Genomic DNA, 15,610 nt, shown 5'->3' with positions numbered 1-15,610 from the left:
GGACTCGTTCCGACTAGGGTTCGAAGTGTTACCACTTGGGTTGGACTCGTTCCCGCTAGGGTTCGAAGTGTTACCACTTGGGTTGGACTCGTTCCCGCTAGTTCGAAGTTTCGCCACTGTCCTTAGGAGTAGTTACAGTGATTGGGTCACCAGTAACGCCACCCTTAGCAGGGGTCAAGGTCAAAGTTGCTTCTGGGCCAACAGTACCAGGAACAGGAACGGTAAACTTGCCGTCCGTACCAACAGTACCGTCACCAACTTTGTTACCACCATTATCAGTGATAGCAATAGTTGCGCCCGGAGTACCAGTACCAGTTACCTGGTAACCATCAGTGGAGTTACCAGTTACAGTAGCGTTGCTCAATGCTGGCTTCAGGTCGGCTGGATCCTTAGGTGTAGTAACCTTCTTGGAATCGCCGTTCTTGCCATCCTTAGATGGAGTGACCGTCAGTACAGTTTCAGCGCCAACAGTACCCGGAACATTGATGCTGTAGTTACCGTTGCCATCAACGGTACCTTCACCAACTTTGTTACCACTCGGGTCAGTAATGGTAATATCTGCGCCCGGAGTACCCTGTCCAGTAACAACGTAGCCCTTAGCAGTACTCCCCGTTACGGATGGGTCGTTGGAAAGTTCCACACCGCCAACCGCAACAAATGCCGTCGTGATGTCGTACTGTGATGCATCCTGACGTGCACGACCATCAGTGTAGCCGTCGCCATCAGTGTCAATCATCAGTGGGTTAGTCCCACGAGTCTTTTCTTCACCATCAGTCAGGTTGTCGCCATCGGTATCAGCGTTAGTTGGGTCAGTTCCATCCTTAACTTCCTGTCCGTCGGAAACGCCGTCAGCATCACTATCCTGAGCCAATGGATCCGTACCGTACTGTAGTTCAGCAAAGTCGTCCAAACCATCGCCGTCAGTGTCGACGTTGTTCGGGTCAGTACCCAACTTCGCTTCGACATCATCCGGAACACCGTCACCATCGGTATCAGTACCAGTCCAGCCGTTGTCCAATGGGGTGGTGTCCTTACCATCGAGAATACCATCACCATCAGTGTCCTTCATCAATGGGTTGGTACCGGTAGATGCCGTGATGACCTTGCCATCCGCATCCTTAACACCGATTTCCTGGCCATCAGTCAGGCCATCACCATCGGTATCGGCCTTGGTTGGGTTGGTATGGTACTTGGTCACTTCGTCATAGTCGGAAATACCATCACCATCAGTATCCTTATCGGCAGCCAAAGCAGTTTCGTGACCCTTCTTGACGTCGTCAGGTTCACCGGCCTTAGTACCGTACTGAGCTTCCTGCAGGTCGCTCAGACCGTCACCATCAGTATCGGCGATGTGTTCGTTAGTGTGGAAGACGTACATTTCGTTAAAGTCAGAAATACCATCTTTGTCAGAATCAGTCGAGATATCATCCGGGCTGCTTGCGTTCAATGGGTCCGCATCGTTGTATTTAGTTGCACTCAGATCTTGCAGGGCCAAACGTGCAGCCACACCAGCATCACTCAGTTTCTCATCGGTAGAAAGACCCTCGTACTGTTCGTACAGATGGTCCTTGTCAGTCCGCTGGTAAACCAGTGACGTTTCCAAGGGCGAATCCGGCGAAACGTTGAAGAACGTCGCGTTGCCGTCAGGGTCAGACGAGTAAAGTTACCCGCACCGACCTGGTCCAGCTGCTGCTGACCATTGGTATTCTCCTGGGCGGTGAAGTCAGGATCATTCCAGGAAACAGGCAGGATGATCTTCTGAGAACCAGCAACACCCAAGTCAAGTACTTGGCCCAGACCAGTCCCAACAGTATCAGCGATAAAGTTAGTAACGGTCGTGTACGCATCTTCAACATCCTGGTTTAGGGTGTCACTCAGACCATCAAGCAGGAACCAATACCACCAGGCAGGGAACCCAACGCACTAGTACCACCATTGACGGAAGTAGTGGAAACCCCAATCAGGGAAGCAACCATGTCGTACAAGTCAACAATCCAAGTGTTGGCCAGGTACTGAACGTAGTTAGTCACACTTTCCAGGAAGGTTGAAGAGTTAGTTACTTTGTAAGTACCATCGCTCTGCTTTTCAACTGGTTCCAGTGAAGTAATTGAGAAGGAGTTGCCACCCAGAGCAGCTAATTGTGCCTGGTCATCCTTAACCTTCTGGATGGATGCCTGCAAACCAGCGTAGTAAGTGTTGTCCGTCCCGATAATGGCAACAATCTTCGAAACCAAGTCAGGAACCAGGGCAACAACCCCAGCGGCACCCATAACACCGGTCAAACCACCGGTAATCGTAGACAGGAACTTCTCAATCCCGCCACCAGTAAACGTGGTTTCAACAACGGCGGTGTTAGCCAGCTTACTATCAATCGTCAAACCACTCTCACCAAACACCTGGTTAGACATAGACGAAGCATCAGTAATCTGGAAAGTTTCACCGGTATCAGGGTTCTTAACGATTGCCCCGGCACGGTTAACACTTTGAACCACCCAAGTACCAACTTTGACCGAGTTATTAATCGCTGTATCAAAGCCGAACGTCGCACCGTTAGTAGTAGCACCGATCACCTTGGCGGAAAGACCAGGGTTTTCAGTCGCGACCACAATGTCGGCGTAACGCGTGTGCTTGTTAGTATCGGTTGGGTCGGCGAACAGGTAGCTGTACTTACCAACGCTGTACTGCAGGTTGCTAAGGGCATACTTGTCCTTGTTTTCGCTGTAGTCGGATGAAATGGCACCCTGGTCGTTGAAGAAGTCAACTGCAATGGTCGACTGCTTGTTAGCACCACTGACGTACGTCTTACCACCATAGGCAATCGTGTCATCGTAACTATCGTTGTTATCCGTAGAGCTGTCGTCAGTTGGCGAAAGCGCGGTACCAGTCGTGTCAGTGATACGACCGGAGTTCTGCACCTGCAAGTTGGCCTCGTTAGCTTCTTAACTACGTCCGTAACGGCAGCCGTTTCACCCAACTGCGCCTGTGCGGTGTTGTCCAAAGCGTACCCAGATTCGCCGAACAACTGACCTTCAAGCAGGCCGGTCTTGTTCACCTTGTTGGTCTCGGTTGTACCGTTAACCAACGTCAAGGTTTTAGGTGTAGAAGTGGTCGTACCGTTTTGGACGGTGATACTGATCGTGTCGCCAGCCTTAACCCCAGAGTCACCAGCTGGCAACTTAGCAGTGAATGAACCGTCAGCCGCACTAGTAACTGCGACGACCGTTGTGGTCCCCTTCTTGAAGGTTACACGTGATGCTGCGTTGCCGAACCCGTGATGATGTAACTGTCAGAGTCTTTGTCGTACACCTGCGTTGGCGTGCTGGTCAGGCCAACAGCTTCGGCAGTGGTACCAGCATCGCTTGAAGCGGCTGCCGAACTGGACGCCGCCGTCGTAGCAGTAGCTGCCGAAGAAGCAGCGTCGCTTGCTGCCGGGGTGTCAGCGGCATCTGAATCAGTTGCTGCTGAGGAAGCAGTCGCAGATGTTGCATCTACGGACGTCTTTGTCTGTCCCTGGGCCGGAGCAGGAGTAGTAATAGTCACGGACTGGCCGGACTGACCGTCTTTGGTCGCGACAGCTTAACTGTAGCTCCCGCCTTAGCAGTAATGTTATAAGTACCTGTAGCACTAACAGCGACTGGTGATTGGGCCACACCGTCAACAGTAACCGTAATGGTAGACCCCGCAGTTGCGGTACCAATCAAAGTGGCGGTTTCGCCATTAGCCGTTACGGTTGGCCGGTCAAGTGTTGGTGCCGCAACCGCAGCTGCGGAACTAGCACTGCTTTGTGCTGATTCCGCCTGACTAGCAGCTGATGGCGCCACACTGGCAGCGGAATTAGTCGCCGTCTGCGCCGAAGCATCTGATGTAGCCGAAGTTGCTCCGGTATCTGTATTTGTTGTTGCACTGGAAACAACCGCATCAGTCGTGTCGGCGCTAACGGACTGTGCCCCGCCGCCAAGAACTGCTACCGAAACAAAAAAATGTGGTCAACAGGCCGGCATAAACCCAGTGACGGCCGTCCTTGTACATTTTGTACCTTTGTTTCGTGTCAGTTTCCAGTCTCTCGTATGAACGAGTACCTCTAATCTTCATCTTCGTCCCTCCTAATATCTCATGAACCAAAAAGCTCAGCGCACAATCCAGATGACCATTCACGTATAGTACGTATAAGCGTCGCTTGGACGGGCGGCGGTTATACTACGTAATAGTTTGTCTTGCACGTCGTTATTATAACCAGGCGTGTGAATTACCGTCAAGCACGTTTAGACAGCTTTTGTTAAATTGTCTAAACTATTTTTTTTGCAAACTATAATTTTTGGCGATACCACTCCACGCTATGCATATTCACACCACGTTGGCGTAACTTGAGCCATTTTCTTTGCATCGATTCAGAGTCGCAAATTGATCAAACTGCAGCGACTACAGTCCAAATTGTGAATCGTTACACTTGGTTGTCTTTGCCAGCCACAAAAATCAGGCTAGCATCAGCCTCGTGGTAGCAAGGGATACCACCATTAGGCCGGATTGTTAATCATTGAATTACAAAATGGCTTCTATATTCGATTCACAATCAAACATTATCCGGGCATCATTCCATGAGGTGGGCAATCGACAAGAGCGTCAATTTATGTCGACCAGCTCGGTAAATAAAAATGCGTGGATAATGCAAACAGTGATCCGATGTGTGCTCAAATTAGAGCCGAAAAAAAATTAATTTAGTCGCTTTCTGAAATAACTCCAGCACTTACCCGCAAGAGTGTCCAAAGTATCAAAAATGTTATTTTATATTTTAGCGAATTGTTATTTGCAAACACCTTATAATCGAGTATTATTTAGATGGCTTTGGGTTTTTGTCGAATTAAATTGTAGTGCATTCAGCCACCACTAGCCGGCTTTGATTGCATTGGATTAAGACGCGTCACTGTACCAAACCACATAATTTCTTCTGGAGGGGTAATATCATGAAATTCTTCAAACAAAGAAACAAAACCGCCACTATTGAACCAACGCCGGCACCGCTCGTAACCGTTAAAACCAATCCGGAGGTAACCCGGCCCGCCCCCGCAACAACCGCCCAGGCTGCGGTTCCTTCCACGAATGAGCCTGCCCCGCTCCAAGATGATATTCCGGGCCGATCAATCGATAATGCTCAGCAATTGATGAGCATTATCGCCTCGATTAGTGAGCAATACAACGACGCACGTCAACAACTACAGGAACAACTTTTCGCAGCACGCGATCGCCAGCTAGCAGACTTACACCAGGCCCGGAGTAAACTCGAAGGGTTGCGCACAAAAATTGACACTGAGACGCAAAAACTGACTGCCCTGGAAAGGAAAACTGATCATGCGCTTAAAGAACAGCTTACAGAAAGTATTGCCACCACGAGCAACGTTGAGCAGGCGCAAAAGCAACAGTCAGTCGTAGTGTCCACCTTCAAAAACCAGCTGAGTGACTTAGCTAATCAGCGTGAGCATAATGAGCAAGACATCAAGGAACTAGAACATAAAAAAAGCAGAGATTGTCACCAAGTTGCACGACGAATCGGATCCACTCAAGTTACTGAGCATGGCCGAATCTTACCGCAAAGAACTTGAGGACATTGAACAACGGGAAAAGACGCTGAACGTACAAAAGTCGCGTCTAGAAAAGGACCACGAGCAGACCGCAGCTGACCTGACAGCCGAACAGGATAAACTCGCAGATATTGAATCTGAATTGAGCCACCTCGCCAAGAAGCAAAGTGATATAAAGCGGGCAATCACGAGTAACGGTCAGGACCGCCAGACCGCTATTGATCAGGCCAACGAAACCTTGGCCGATTTGAAAGCGCAGCAACGGGCAACACAGACCGCCATTGAAAATGCCACTAATAAGTTACTAACGGGTGCGGCCCAACTCGTTTCGTGGTTTGGGACCACGTTTCGTTTTTCGTCACTACCAATGGACGCCGACCACCGGTACATCATTGACTTTGATGCCTTCCTGCCCCACCACGCGGAGGAGCTCAACAAAGTCACCCACCGGCTTTTGGCAAGCGGTGCGGACAAAGTGGGCGTGTACTCGGCCTACTTTGACATTAATTTCCCCCATGAAATTGCCGAATGGGCCCAGGATAACGGTATCGAGGCTGACCAAATCGAACTGATTAACCCGCTATACCAGATCCAATCACGGGGTAAGGCCACCGCCATTCCGGTTAGCCTGCCCAGCAACATCGCCCAGCAAAACTGGAGTTCGGACCACAAGACTTTGAACGCTACCTTGAAGGATAACGACTGGACCCTGCGCATCCACTACCGTACCGCCAAAAACGAACACATTGCGCAAATTGATTACCTGCGGGACGGTAAGCTCAGTAAGCAAAGCTACTTTAATGACGCGGGTATCTTGTCGGCCAACGCAATTTTCAACCAGGCCGGTGAGCTCGCTACTGAGGAGTATTACGGTCATGACGGTATGATTGCCATTGTTGTTAGCTACAACCGGGGTACGCAAAACGGTGTCGAACTGTACGACGAATCGGGTATCCTCATCAATAATTTTGCCGACACCAACGACCTTATCACTTGGTGGATGCAACACCATTACCCAACTGAATCGTACTTAATCGGGCGCCTAGACGATAAAAAGTACCGCAACCTGGTTACCAAACAGCAACTGCACGGCGTACCGTTTATTAACGCCAAAACGCTTGAAGACTCTGAACTTGTGGGTCTGCTCAGTAACAACGATACCCACCTGTACGTGGCCTCGGATCACCGGGTGACCGAAGACCTCATGCGGGTAGCAAACCACGACATTGCCATCATGCAAATTAACGACGTATTCCTACCGCCAAAGATTACCGCACCCCAAAATTTAACTGGCAGCGTAGAATAACCGCATCGGCTATGACCAACCCAAAGGAATTGTGACAGCAGCCTTTAGAATACGTTATGTTCGCGCGCCAAAAGACAGCTCCCTAACATACAAGACGGCATCAGCAGAAATCCTAACTTCGGGATTTCCACTGATGCGTTTTGTATATCGGGAGCTAACCGCCTTTTGGCACAGCCCCCTTTTAATTGCTGAAACGAACCTCAACATTGCGCGTAACTATCACCTTCACACAACTTTTTTTGATTGTGGTTCATACTTTTAACACATTTTGCCGGCATAATGACACTATTGAAGCCATTTTAAACATATAATGATAAACGTAGCATTAAAAACTAATCGTTTACAAATAAGGAGGTCGCCATGACTCAGCTCACAGACGCCATCAACCAGCAAATCAACAACCATGAACACAACCACATGATCAAGGACCTGAACACCGGCACTTGGTTAACCGGTGCGGCTGTCCGTGAACAGCGGGACGCACTCGCGACCAACCTACGCAACGCTGGCGTTGGTGCTGGCGACATCGTGCTAATCAGTCTGCCTAACGGACCAGACAATATTATTGCGTTGTACGCTACGCTTGCGCTCCACGCCGTCGCTTACACGGTCAACCCCGCGATGCCCGTACCCGAACTCGCTACTTTGCTACACCGTCACCACTACGGAGCCCTCATCCTTGGGCCTAACCACGCTGAACAAAGTGGTGAACTCGCGCAACTTGCCGACGTGAACCTCTCCATCCAAGTCAGCGACGCTACCGCCACCACACCTGTCTTCACGGTCAGCAGCCAGGCGGTCGCCACGAATGACCAGCTGACTGCCTTCCAGCAACATACCGCGAGCCCCATCGGCGTCCTGATGTACACCAGCGGTACCACCGGCGACCCCAAAGCCGTCGTGCTCACCCACGACCAGCTACTGGCTGCGGCAAAGGATATCGCTGAATCGCAAGCACTCACGCCTCTTGACCGCACCTTGGTCGTTCTGCCACTATTCCACATTAACGCCCAGGTAATTTCGGTGCTGGCCACCACCATCTCCGGCGGCAAGTTAATCGTGGCGCAAAAGTTTAGTGCACACCGCTTCTGGAGTTGGGTGCAAGATGAACGGATCACCTGGTTGTCGGGAGCACCCGCGATCATTGCAATCCTGCTTAAAACCCGGCCAGCAGTCCGGCCCCAGGTGGCGCAGTTGCGCTTTATCCGCTCGGCTAGTGCACCTTTGCTCCCGAACGTTCAGCGCGACTTTGAAGATTACTTCCACGTACCCATCGTGCAGGGGTACGGCATGACCGAAGCCGCCAGCCAAATTACGGTGAATCCCGTCGACCAGCCCAAAGTGGGGTCCGTCGGCCGCCCTACTGGTACCGACCTCGTCATTTTGGATGAAGATGATACGCCGCTGGCGGCCGGTGCTACCGGCGAAATTGCGTTGCACGGCGAACACGTTATCACCAGCTACCTGGATCCCAAGTACCAGTCCGACTTCCGCCATGGTTGGTTCCATACTGGCGACGTCGGCTACCTGGACGACGATGGCTACCTGTTTATCGTGGGGCGTAAAAAGGAACTGATTAACCATGGTGGCGACAAAATCAGCCCCGCTGAAATTGAGAACGTTCTGACCCAACACCCCGCCATCAATCAGGTGGCGGTCGTGGGCCTGCCGGACGAGATTTACGGCGAATCCGTCACGGCAGCGGTGGTGCTGAACCCCGGTTTCACCGGCGACACCACGTTAACGGGCCAACTAACGCAGTTCGCGTCCGCACGCCTGTCCCGGTTCAAGGTTCCCGGCCAATTCGTCTATGTTGACAGTCTCGCCGCCGGGCCCACCGGTAAAATTCAGCACACCCGAGTTAAAAACTCACTGCTAGCCACGACGGCCGGCTAGAGCACCAGCACTTAGGAGGAGTATTTTATGGAAATGCAAAACACCAATAAGGCCACATCACCAACTAGTAATTGGGGAACCGTCACGGTACAACGCCTGTTACCCTGGACCATCCCCGTTATCTTGGTGCTGCTGTGGCAACTAGGGTCCAGTGTTGGTTGGATTGACGCCAACATTTTGCCAAGCCCGCTGGGTGTCGTGCAGACTACAATTAAGAGTCTGCAGTCCGGCACGCTCGAGAAAAATTTGGCAATTAGCCTATACCGCGCACTGGCCGGCTTTGTCATCGGCGGGGTCATCGGCTTTGTGCTCGCACTCTGCACGGGGCTGTCCAAAACGATGAACCTACTGCTAGATTCCTCCGTACAGATGCTGCGTAACATCCCCCACCTGGCCCTGATTCCACTAGTTATCCTGTGGTTCGGTGTGGGTGAGTCTTCCAAAATTTTCTTGGTGGCCATCGGGGTGCTCTTCCCCATCTACATCAACACTTACCACGGTCTGCGCAGCGTGGATCCGAAGCTCATCGAAATGGGGCGGTCCTACCAGCTCAGCAAAGCGCAACTGTTCTTCAAGATCCTCCTGCCCGGCGCGCTACCAACCATCCTGATGGGTGTTCGGTACGCGTTGGGTGTGATGTGGACTACTTTGATCGTCGCCGAAACGTTGGCGGCCAGCTCCGGGATTGGCTACATGTCGACTAACGCGCAGAACTTCATGGACATGTCGACCATCCTGATGTGTATCGTGATTTACGCACTACTCGGCAAGGCATCCGACCTGATGGCTAAATCACTGGAGAACCCGATGCTCGAATGGCAAAACGCCGGGGGTGCGACACACAATGGCTAACACATTACTAACAATTCAAAACGTGAATAAATACTACGGCGACGCCCACGTACTCCGCGATATCGACCTCGACATCCAGTCGGGGGAATTCGTAGCGTTAGTCGGGCAAAGTGGCGGTGGTAAAAGCACCCTGCTGCGCCTGATCGCCGGCCTGGAGGAAACAAGCACCGGCGAAATTGCGCAGGACGGCCACACCATCGACGGTCTCAACGTCAATAGCCGGGTCATGTTCCAGGACGACCGGTTACTACCATGGATGTCGGTGCAGGACAACCTCACCTTTGGGCATACCAGCGATAAAGCACGGTTGGCCGAAGCCAGAAGCTACTCCATGAAGTTGAACTGGACGACTTTGCTAACGCCTACCCCGACTCACTATCCGGTGGCCAACGGCAGCGGGTGGCCCTCGCCCGCGCGTTGATGGCCAACCCACAGCTACTACTGCTAGACGAGCCGCTGGGGGCACTAGACGCGCTCACCCGCCGCAAGATGCAGGAACTCATCCTCAAACTGTGGCAGGAACGGCAGATGACCACCATTCTGGTCACCCACGACGTGAACGAGGCGGTGCGGATGGCGACCAAGATATACGTGGTGCGGGATCACGAAATTGCCTGGTCAGGTACTAACAACGTGGCGTACCCCCGCGCGGACGAGGCCATCGCGCCGATGGCCGGCGAAATTATGGACGTCATTCTGGACGGCCACGTCGACCAATAATTGTGCACGCAAAAACACTCAGCCTTCCCCGCTAATTCAGGGGTGGGCTGAGTGTTTTTGATTACGCTATTCGCTTAATTGTGACTCGTTACGACCGTTCACTAGTCCGCGGACAACGCGTCGATCGGGTTAAGTCGACTCGCGCGCGCTGGTAGAAGCGCGGCGAGGAACGAAATCACGATGGCCATGATGAATGCAAACACCACGTTGCCCGGAGCAATACTAATCATGGTAAAGTGGGCAACTTGGTACAGTGCGCTATTGAGCAACGCACCGATACCAAAGGCCATGCCCGTACCCAGGACTGCGGCCAGCAGACCGATAAATAGTGACTCAGAAGTGAATAGCCGGCGAATATCGCGGCGTGACTCACCAAGCGCGCGGAGGATCCCGATTTCTTTGGTCCGCTCAGATACCGACATGTACATCGTGACGATAATCATGAGAGCGGATACGACCAACGAGATGCCAGCAATCGCCGCTAGAACATCTGTTGCCAGCTTGGTAATCGTGTTGATGGTGTCCAGGACGCTGCCAATCGACATGGCGGCAAACCGGTACTTCTTGCCGTCCTTCAGCTTGTTGATGGCGGCCGTGGTCGACTTAACGTACTTGGTGTTACCAATTTTGACGTTGACGTAGGTTGGTGCTGCGTCCGCCTGCGCATCCGCCAACTGCTGGTGCATGGCGTCAAAGTTGGCGGCGATGGTTGCCCCCTGGCTGCCCGTATCGACCACACCGGCAACCTTCATTTTAACGTTCATCTGCACGGGCTGGTTACTGCTGCTCATGGCGGTATACTTCACCGTCACGGTCTTGCCAACGATATCACGCCAGTGTTTGTTGTACACAACCTGCGCAAAGTTCTTCTTGTCCACCAGAATCTCACCGCTACCAGGCGCTTGGCCCGCTTGATAGACTTCTTGGTAAACGCGTTGGTCCACGTCTGGTAGGTCATGTTACCCGCCTGCTTCTGACCGTAACTCACGCTCGCACCGTTGAACAGGTAACCCTTTTCGACGTTGGATACGTGCTTCACGTTCGCCAAAGCGTCGAGGTCGGCCTGACTAAACGTCGTGGAGTGGTAATCCGTGGTCATCGCCTGCATGGTGCTGTTCATCCGCTCCGTGGCGGGCTTCTTGTTGTCAGTATCCACGTTCTTCAAAACCGTGGGGTAGTTCGGATTAGCGAGATCGGTAACCTGCTTATTGATGTACCCCTGGATACCGTTACCCAACCCCAGGAACAGCATGACCGAAAACAACCCAATTGCAGTCCCCAAAATAATCAGGAAGTTGCGCCAGAAAGTGTACGTGAGGTGCTTAAACGCCGTCCGGTACGATGCCCAGGCTGCCAGCGGTTTAGCGGGGATGCTGGTCTCCTGTTCTTGCTGGTCAAAGGCCGGTTTGATGCGTTCATCCCCCTCAATCTGCCCGTCGGCAAGGTGAACGATGCGCGTCCCGTAATCGGCCACCTCTTGCGAGTGCGTCACGGCGATAACCAACTTACCGCTCCGGGCAATTTGGTTCAGCAGTTCCAACACTTCTTTGGTGTTCACCGAGTCCAAGGCTCCGGTGGGTTCGTCGGCGATGATAACCTGCGGATCCGCAGCCAACGCCCGGGCGATGGCCACCCGCTGCTTCTGCCCACCAGACAGCTGGTTGGGGTGCTTTTTAACCTGGTCGCTCAGTCCAACCTGGTCCAACAGCTCATTGGCGCGAGCCAGCCGTTCGCTGTGGTTCAAAGTGGTCATGTCCAGTGCCACCAAGACGTTCTCCAACACGGTGAGGTGGCTCACCAGGTTATACGCCTGGTAGATATACCCGATGGTGCCCCGACGGTAAGCGTCGAGCATCTTCTCCTTCTTGTGGTCCAGCAGTTGTCCCTTGATGGTCACGGAACCCTCAAAGTTCCGGTCGAGCCCACCAATGATATTCATCAGCGTGGACTTACCACCACCAGACTCACCCAGGATGGAGACGAATTCGCCCAGTTCAAAGTCGAGGTTGATACCTTAAGAACCGGGAACTCCTCTTTACCTAGAAAGTACGATTTGCGGATGTTCCGCAATTCCAAAAATGCCATAGTTTTCTCCCTCGTTATGTACGATGTTTTCAATCTTTATTAACGATTATAAATTTACTGAAAACTGAGGGAAGTTACATGGGACCTAAGACCTATTTGTTGGTGTTCGGTAATTGCGCGGATATTAAAAGCATCCGGCGGCGAGGCCGAATGCTTGGTGGGGAGCGGAATGTGAATACTGCAGCGCTCCCACGCTACTGTCTGGTGTTGAAACGAGTTGCGCCCCGCAGAAACCGACGTATAAGGCAGGCCGAACAAGAATCCAAGTGCGGGCCCTCGATATATAGCCGGGGAATGCTCCGGCGCTTTTCCGTTATCTTTGCTTATTGAAACGAGCTGCGCCCCGCAGAAACCGACGTATAAGGCAGGCCGAACAAGAATCCAAGTGCGGGATTCTCGTCCGGCCTGCCTTATACTCTGGTTTCTAAGCGCGGGGCTCCGCTCTCTCTAAACGGCCTGCTCCGCTCTCTCTACTTCTTCAAATGATAACTATACGTAGCCATAATAATATTCTCGCGCCGCGCGAACGCCGCCCTCAACCGAATATTCGTCTGGTTATGCAGAATATTCTGCCAACCCTTTCGCGGCACAAACTGCGGTATCAACACCGTCGTCGTAAAGTTCCGCTTCGCCGCGTTGCGCGCAATCGTGTCCACAAACCGGATCACCGGCCCCTGCACCGACCGGTAACTCGAATGCACGTCCACAAACCGTACGTCAGGGAAGTCCGCCCTGAACTCCGCCTGCGTCTCGTGCTCCTTCGTCGGGTTCTCATCCATCGATACGTGCATCGCAATGACGTAATCGCCAATCGTCTGCGCGTAATTCAACGCTCCCCGGGTCACCCGCGTCACGTTACCCACCAGGACAATCACCGTGCTACCGCTGTACTCATGCAACTTTGCATCGTCTTTCATCAAACGCAGCTGCTCCGCCACGTTCGTGTAGTGATGCTTAATCTTGTAAAACAGGAACAGCAGCGCCGGCATGATGATAAAGAACGGCCAAATATCTGGCAATCGGTAAACGAACAGAATCACCAGAATGGCAAAGGAAATCAACGCCCCCGAGAAGTTCGCTAAAGTCTTGCCAAAGATACCGCTCTCCGTCCCCCGCCGCTTCAGCCAGTGGCGAATCATCCCACTTTGACTCAGCGTAAACGGAATGAACACCCCAACCGCATACAACGGAATCAGGCGCTCCGTACTACCATGGAAAATCGCGATTAGGACGGCTGAACCCAGCGCCAACGTGATAATCCCGTTGGAAAAGCCGAGCCGGTCCCCACGGTCCATGTACATGTGCGGCATGTACTTATCCTTAGCCAGGTTAAACGCCAGCACGGGGAACGCCGAGAAGCCGGTGTTCGCCGCCACGGCCAGAATCAGGGCAGTCGCAAACTGCACCACGTAGTACATAATGCTACCACTGCCAAAGGTGTGGCCGGCAACCTGCGACAGCACCGTCACTTTGGCTTCAGGTACAATCCCGTACCAGTAGTTCAGGAACGTAATACCCGCAAAGAAGAACCCGAGAATCGCGGCCATGATGGCCAACGTCCCCGCTGCGTTCTTTGCCCGGGGCTTCTTGAAGAAAGGCACGGCATTACTGATAGCTTCCACCCCCGTCAGGGAACTGGAACCACTACTAAACGCCCGGAAGATCAGGCCGCCGTGATGCCGGGCACCACGGAGCCAACCGCTGCGTGGGCCGCGTACGGAATGGAGCCCGTCATAATCCGGAACAAGCCCCAAATAATCATGGCCACAATGGAGACCACAAACAGGTACACGGGAATCATCAGGAATGATGCGGACTCGCTCATCCCCCGCAGGTTCATGACCATCAGCAGGAAGATAATGACCAGCGAAATGGTGACCTCGTGCCCGTACAAAGCCGGAATGGCCGACGTGATGGCCTCCGCCCCTGAAGACACGGAAACCGCCACGGTCAGCATGTAATCAATCAGTAACGAACCCCCGGCCAATAAACCGGCATTACGGCCTAGATTCTGGCTGGACACCACGTAGGCGCCACCCCCACCGGGATACGCGTGAATTATTTGACGATACGACAGGGTCAAGCTGAGTAACAGCACCAATACGAAAGCCGCGATTGGTAACGAGTACCAAATTGCCGCCGCCGACAGTGTCGTCAGGACCAGCACAATTTGTTCAGTTCCGTACGCCACGGATGAAAGGGCGTCCGAACTCAACATTGCTAACGCCTTTAACTTACCCAGCTTCTGCCCACCTTCTTCGGACGACTTAAGCGGCCGTCCGATGAAGAACCGTTTCAGTGAATGCATCGCTTTATGTACTCCTATTCAGTAATGGTAAGCCGGCCGCCACGATTGCTATTGCGAGCGTCCAACCCACAAACATGCCCAGACAGGTGGGCACGACATAAGCATTAATATACCACTAACAAAACCGATTAGCACCAACATTCGGTACCGTCACCTTTACAATACGCAAAAGAGGCGGCAAATGCCACCTCTAGTGAGAATTATTTCGCCGCCGCGGTGGCATCCAGAGCAGCCCGGTCGCGTCCAGCATCTGCACGAGGTCCTCGAAGTTGTCGGATACGTGAATGTGCGGCATGATATCGGTCGCAAAGCCTTGATCCACAAAGATTTGCAGTTGCTCTACCAGCGGGTCATAGAATCCACCCATGTTGAAAATGCCAATCGGCTTCACTTCAATGAGCCCAATGGTCATCCATGAGATTGCCTGCGAAATTTCCTCTAGCGTGCCAAAACCACCGGGGAAAACAAAGAAGGCGTCGGGCTCTTCAATGAGCAACTTTTTCCGTTCATCGATGGTACTAGTACGGATGGCGTGGGTGGTGTTCACACGTGGCAATTCCGCGTCAAAGAGGCCCTCGGGGTAAATCCCGGTGACTTCACCGCCGGCGGCCAACGTCGCACCACTAATGGTACCCATGATACCCGAGACCGAGCCTCCGTACACTAGCTCCACGTGGTGGCTGCCGAGGTACCACCCGAATGCGTGGGCCACCTGTTCATAGCTCTTCTTGGCGCCGTAGCGCGAGCCGCAAAAGACTGATAACTTCACAACCATCAACTCCGTTCATATACTTTCATCGTGACCACCAATTATACCGGGTTTAACTCCGCAATTCAATGCCAGCGGTTTGAAGGTGCTGGCAACGC

General features: G+C 52.7%; 10 protein-coding genes and 3 pseudogenes. 5 read left to right on the top strand and 8 right to left on the bottom strand.

Annotated elements, in window-relative coordinates; genetic code table 11:
- Positions 1–97: 97 nt before the first annotated feature.
- From JCM12539_RS11435 to JCM12539_RS15355, 5 genes are all read right to left on the bottom strand, one after another.
- The gene (locus JCM12539_RS11435) at positions 98–1,603 is read right to left on the bottom strand and encodes an Ig-like domain-containing protein (RefSeq protein WP_054651606.1); all 1,506 of its coding nucleotides are present in this window, start codon (positions 1,601–1,603) and stop codon (positions 98–100) included.
- Positions 1,604–1,874: 271 nt separating this feature from the next.
- Positions 1,875–2,921 (bottom strand): hypothetical protein, encoded by a 1,047-nt coding sequence (locus JCM12539_RS11430; protein ID WP_054651604.1) that lies wholly within the window; start codon positions 2,919–2,921, stop codon positions 1,875–1,877.
- Between the two features lie 322 nt (positions 2,922–3,243).
- Positions 3,244–3,540, bottom strand: coding sequence for a hypothetical protein (locus tag JCM12539_RS11425; RefSeq protein ID WP_054651602.1), 297 nt, complete (start codon positions 3,538–3,540; stop codon positions 3,244–3,246).
- Positions 3,537–3,821 (bottom strand): hypothetical protein, encoded by a 285-nt coding sequence (locus JCM12539_RS11420; RefSeq protein ID WP_054651600.1) that lies wholly within the window; start codon positions 3,819–3,821, stop codon positions 3,537–3,539. The genes JCM12539_RS11425 and JCM12539_RS11420 overlap by 4 nt, the downstream gene beginning before the upstream one ends.
- Before the next feature lie 112 nt (positions 3,822–3,933).
- A complete protein-coding gene (locus tag JCM12539_RS15355; RefSeq protein ID WP_082405516.1) occupies positions 3,934–4,092 on the bottom strand; it encodes a KxYKxGKxW signal peptide domain-containing protein in 159 nt (52 codons plus the stop codon).
- A gap of 869 nt (positions 4,093–4,961) precedes the next feature.
- On the opposite strand from JCM12539_RS15355, the gene JCM12539_RS11415 reads away from it, so the two are divergent.
- From JCM12539_RS11415 to JCM12539_RS15620, 5 genes and pseudogenes are all read left to right on the top strand, one after another.
- Positions 4,962–5,597, top strand: a complete 636-nt coding sequence (locus JCM12539_RS11415; protein ID WP_054651598.1) for a hypothetical protein — start codon at positions 4,962–4,964, stop codon at positions 5,595–5,597.
- Entirely contained in the window at positions 5,569–6,882 is a 1,314-nt protein-coding gene (locus JCM12539_RS11410; protein ID WP_054651596.1) for a hypothetical protein, read from the top strand. Before JCM12539_RS11415 ends, JCM12539_RS11410 begins: the two co-directional genes overlap by 29 nt.
- Before the next feature lie 360 nt (positions 6,883–7,242).
- On the top strand, positions 7,243–8,778 hold the full coding sequence (locus JCM12539_RS11405) for an AMP-binding protein (protein WP_054651594.1): 1,536 nt from the start codon (positions 7,243–7,245) through the stop codon (positions 8,776–8,778).
- A gap of 33 nt (positions 8,779–8,811) precedes the next feature.
- The gene (locus tag JCM12539_RS11400; RefSeq protein ID WP_156302191.1) at positions 8,812–9,630 is read left to right on the top strand and encodes an ABC transporter permease subunit; all 819 of its coding nucleotides are present in this window, start codon (positions 8,812–8,814) and stop codon (positions 9,628–9,630) included.
- Positions 9,623–10,350, top strand: a pseudogene (locus JCM12539_RS15620) (ABC transporter ATP-binding protein). Before JCM12539_RS11400 ends, JCM12539_RS15620 begins: the two are co-directional and overlap by 8 nt.
- 101 nt (positions 10,351–10,451) lie before the next feature.
- Here the strand turns inward: JCM12539_RS15620 and JCM12539_RS11390 are convergent.
- The 3 genes and pseudogenes from JCM12539_RS11390 to JCM12539_RS11380 form a co-directional block, all read right to left on the bottom strand.
- Positions 10,452–12,435, bottom strand: a pseudogene (locus JCM12539_RS11390) (ABC transporter ATP-binding protein/permease).
- Positions 12,436–12,905: 470 nt separating this feature from the next.
- Positions 12,906–14,743: pseudogene (kimA, locus tag JCM12539_RS11385) on the bottom strand (potassium transporter KimA).
- Positions 14,744–14,933: 190 nt separating this feature from the next.
- Positions 14,934–15,512: an LOG family protein gene (locus JCM12539_RS11380; protein WP_054651608.1), complete on the bottom strand. Its 579-nt coding sequence runs from the start codon at positions 15,510–15,512 to the stop codon at positions 14,934–14,936.
- Positions 15,513–15,610: the final 98 nt, after the last annotated feature.

Source organism: Lacticaseibacillus pantheris DSM 15945 = JCM 12539 = NBRC 106106 (genome assembly GCF_001311175.1).
In the GTDB taxonomy this organism is placed as follows: domain Bacteria; phylum Bacillota; class Bacilli; order Lactobacillales; family Lactobacillaceae; genus Lacticaseibacillus; species Lacticaseibacillus pantheris.
Note: the sequence above shows the minus strand (reverse complement) of the source record. Positions and strands in the feature narration are given on the sequence as shown.

What these genes read in the sequence shown, in the direction of transcription:
- JCM12539_RS15355 (WP_082405516.1), bottom strand. Translation starts at nt 4,092, where the DNA reads ATGAAGATTAGAGGTACTCGTTCATACGAGAGACTGGAAACTGACACG.
- JCM12539_RS11415 (WP_054651598.1), top strand. Translation starts at nt 4,962, where the DNA reads ATGAAATTCTTCAAACAAAGAAACAAAACCGCCACTATTGAACCAACG.
- JCM12539_RS11410 (WP_054651596.1), top strand. Translation starts at nt 5,569, where the DNA reads ATGGCCGAATCTTACCGCAAAGAACTTGAGGACATTGAACAACGGGAA.
- JCM12539_RS11405 (WP_054651594.1), top strand. Translation starts at nt 7,243, where the DNA reads ATGACTCAGCTCACAGACGCCATCAACCAGCAAATCAACAACCATGAA.
- JCM12539_RS11400 (WP_156302191.1), top strand. Translation starts at nt 8,812, where the DNA reads ATGCAAAACACCAATAAGGCCACATCACCAACTAGTAATTGGGGAACC.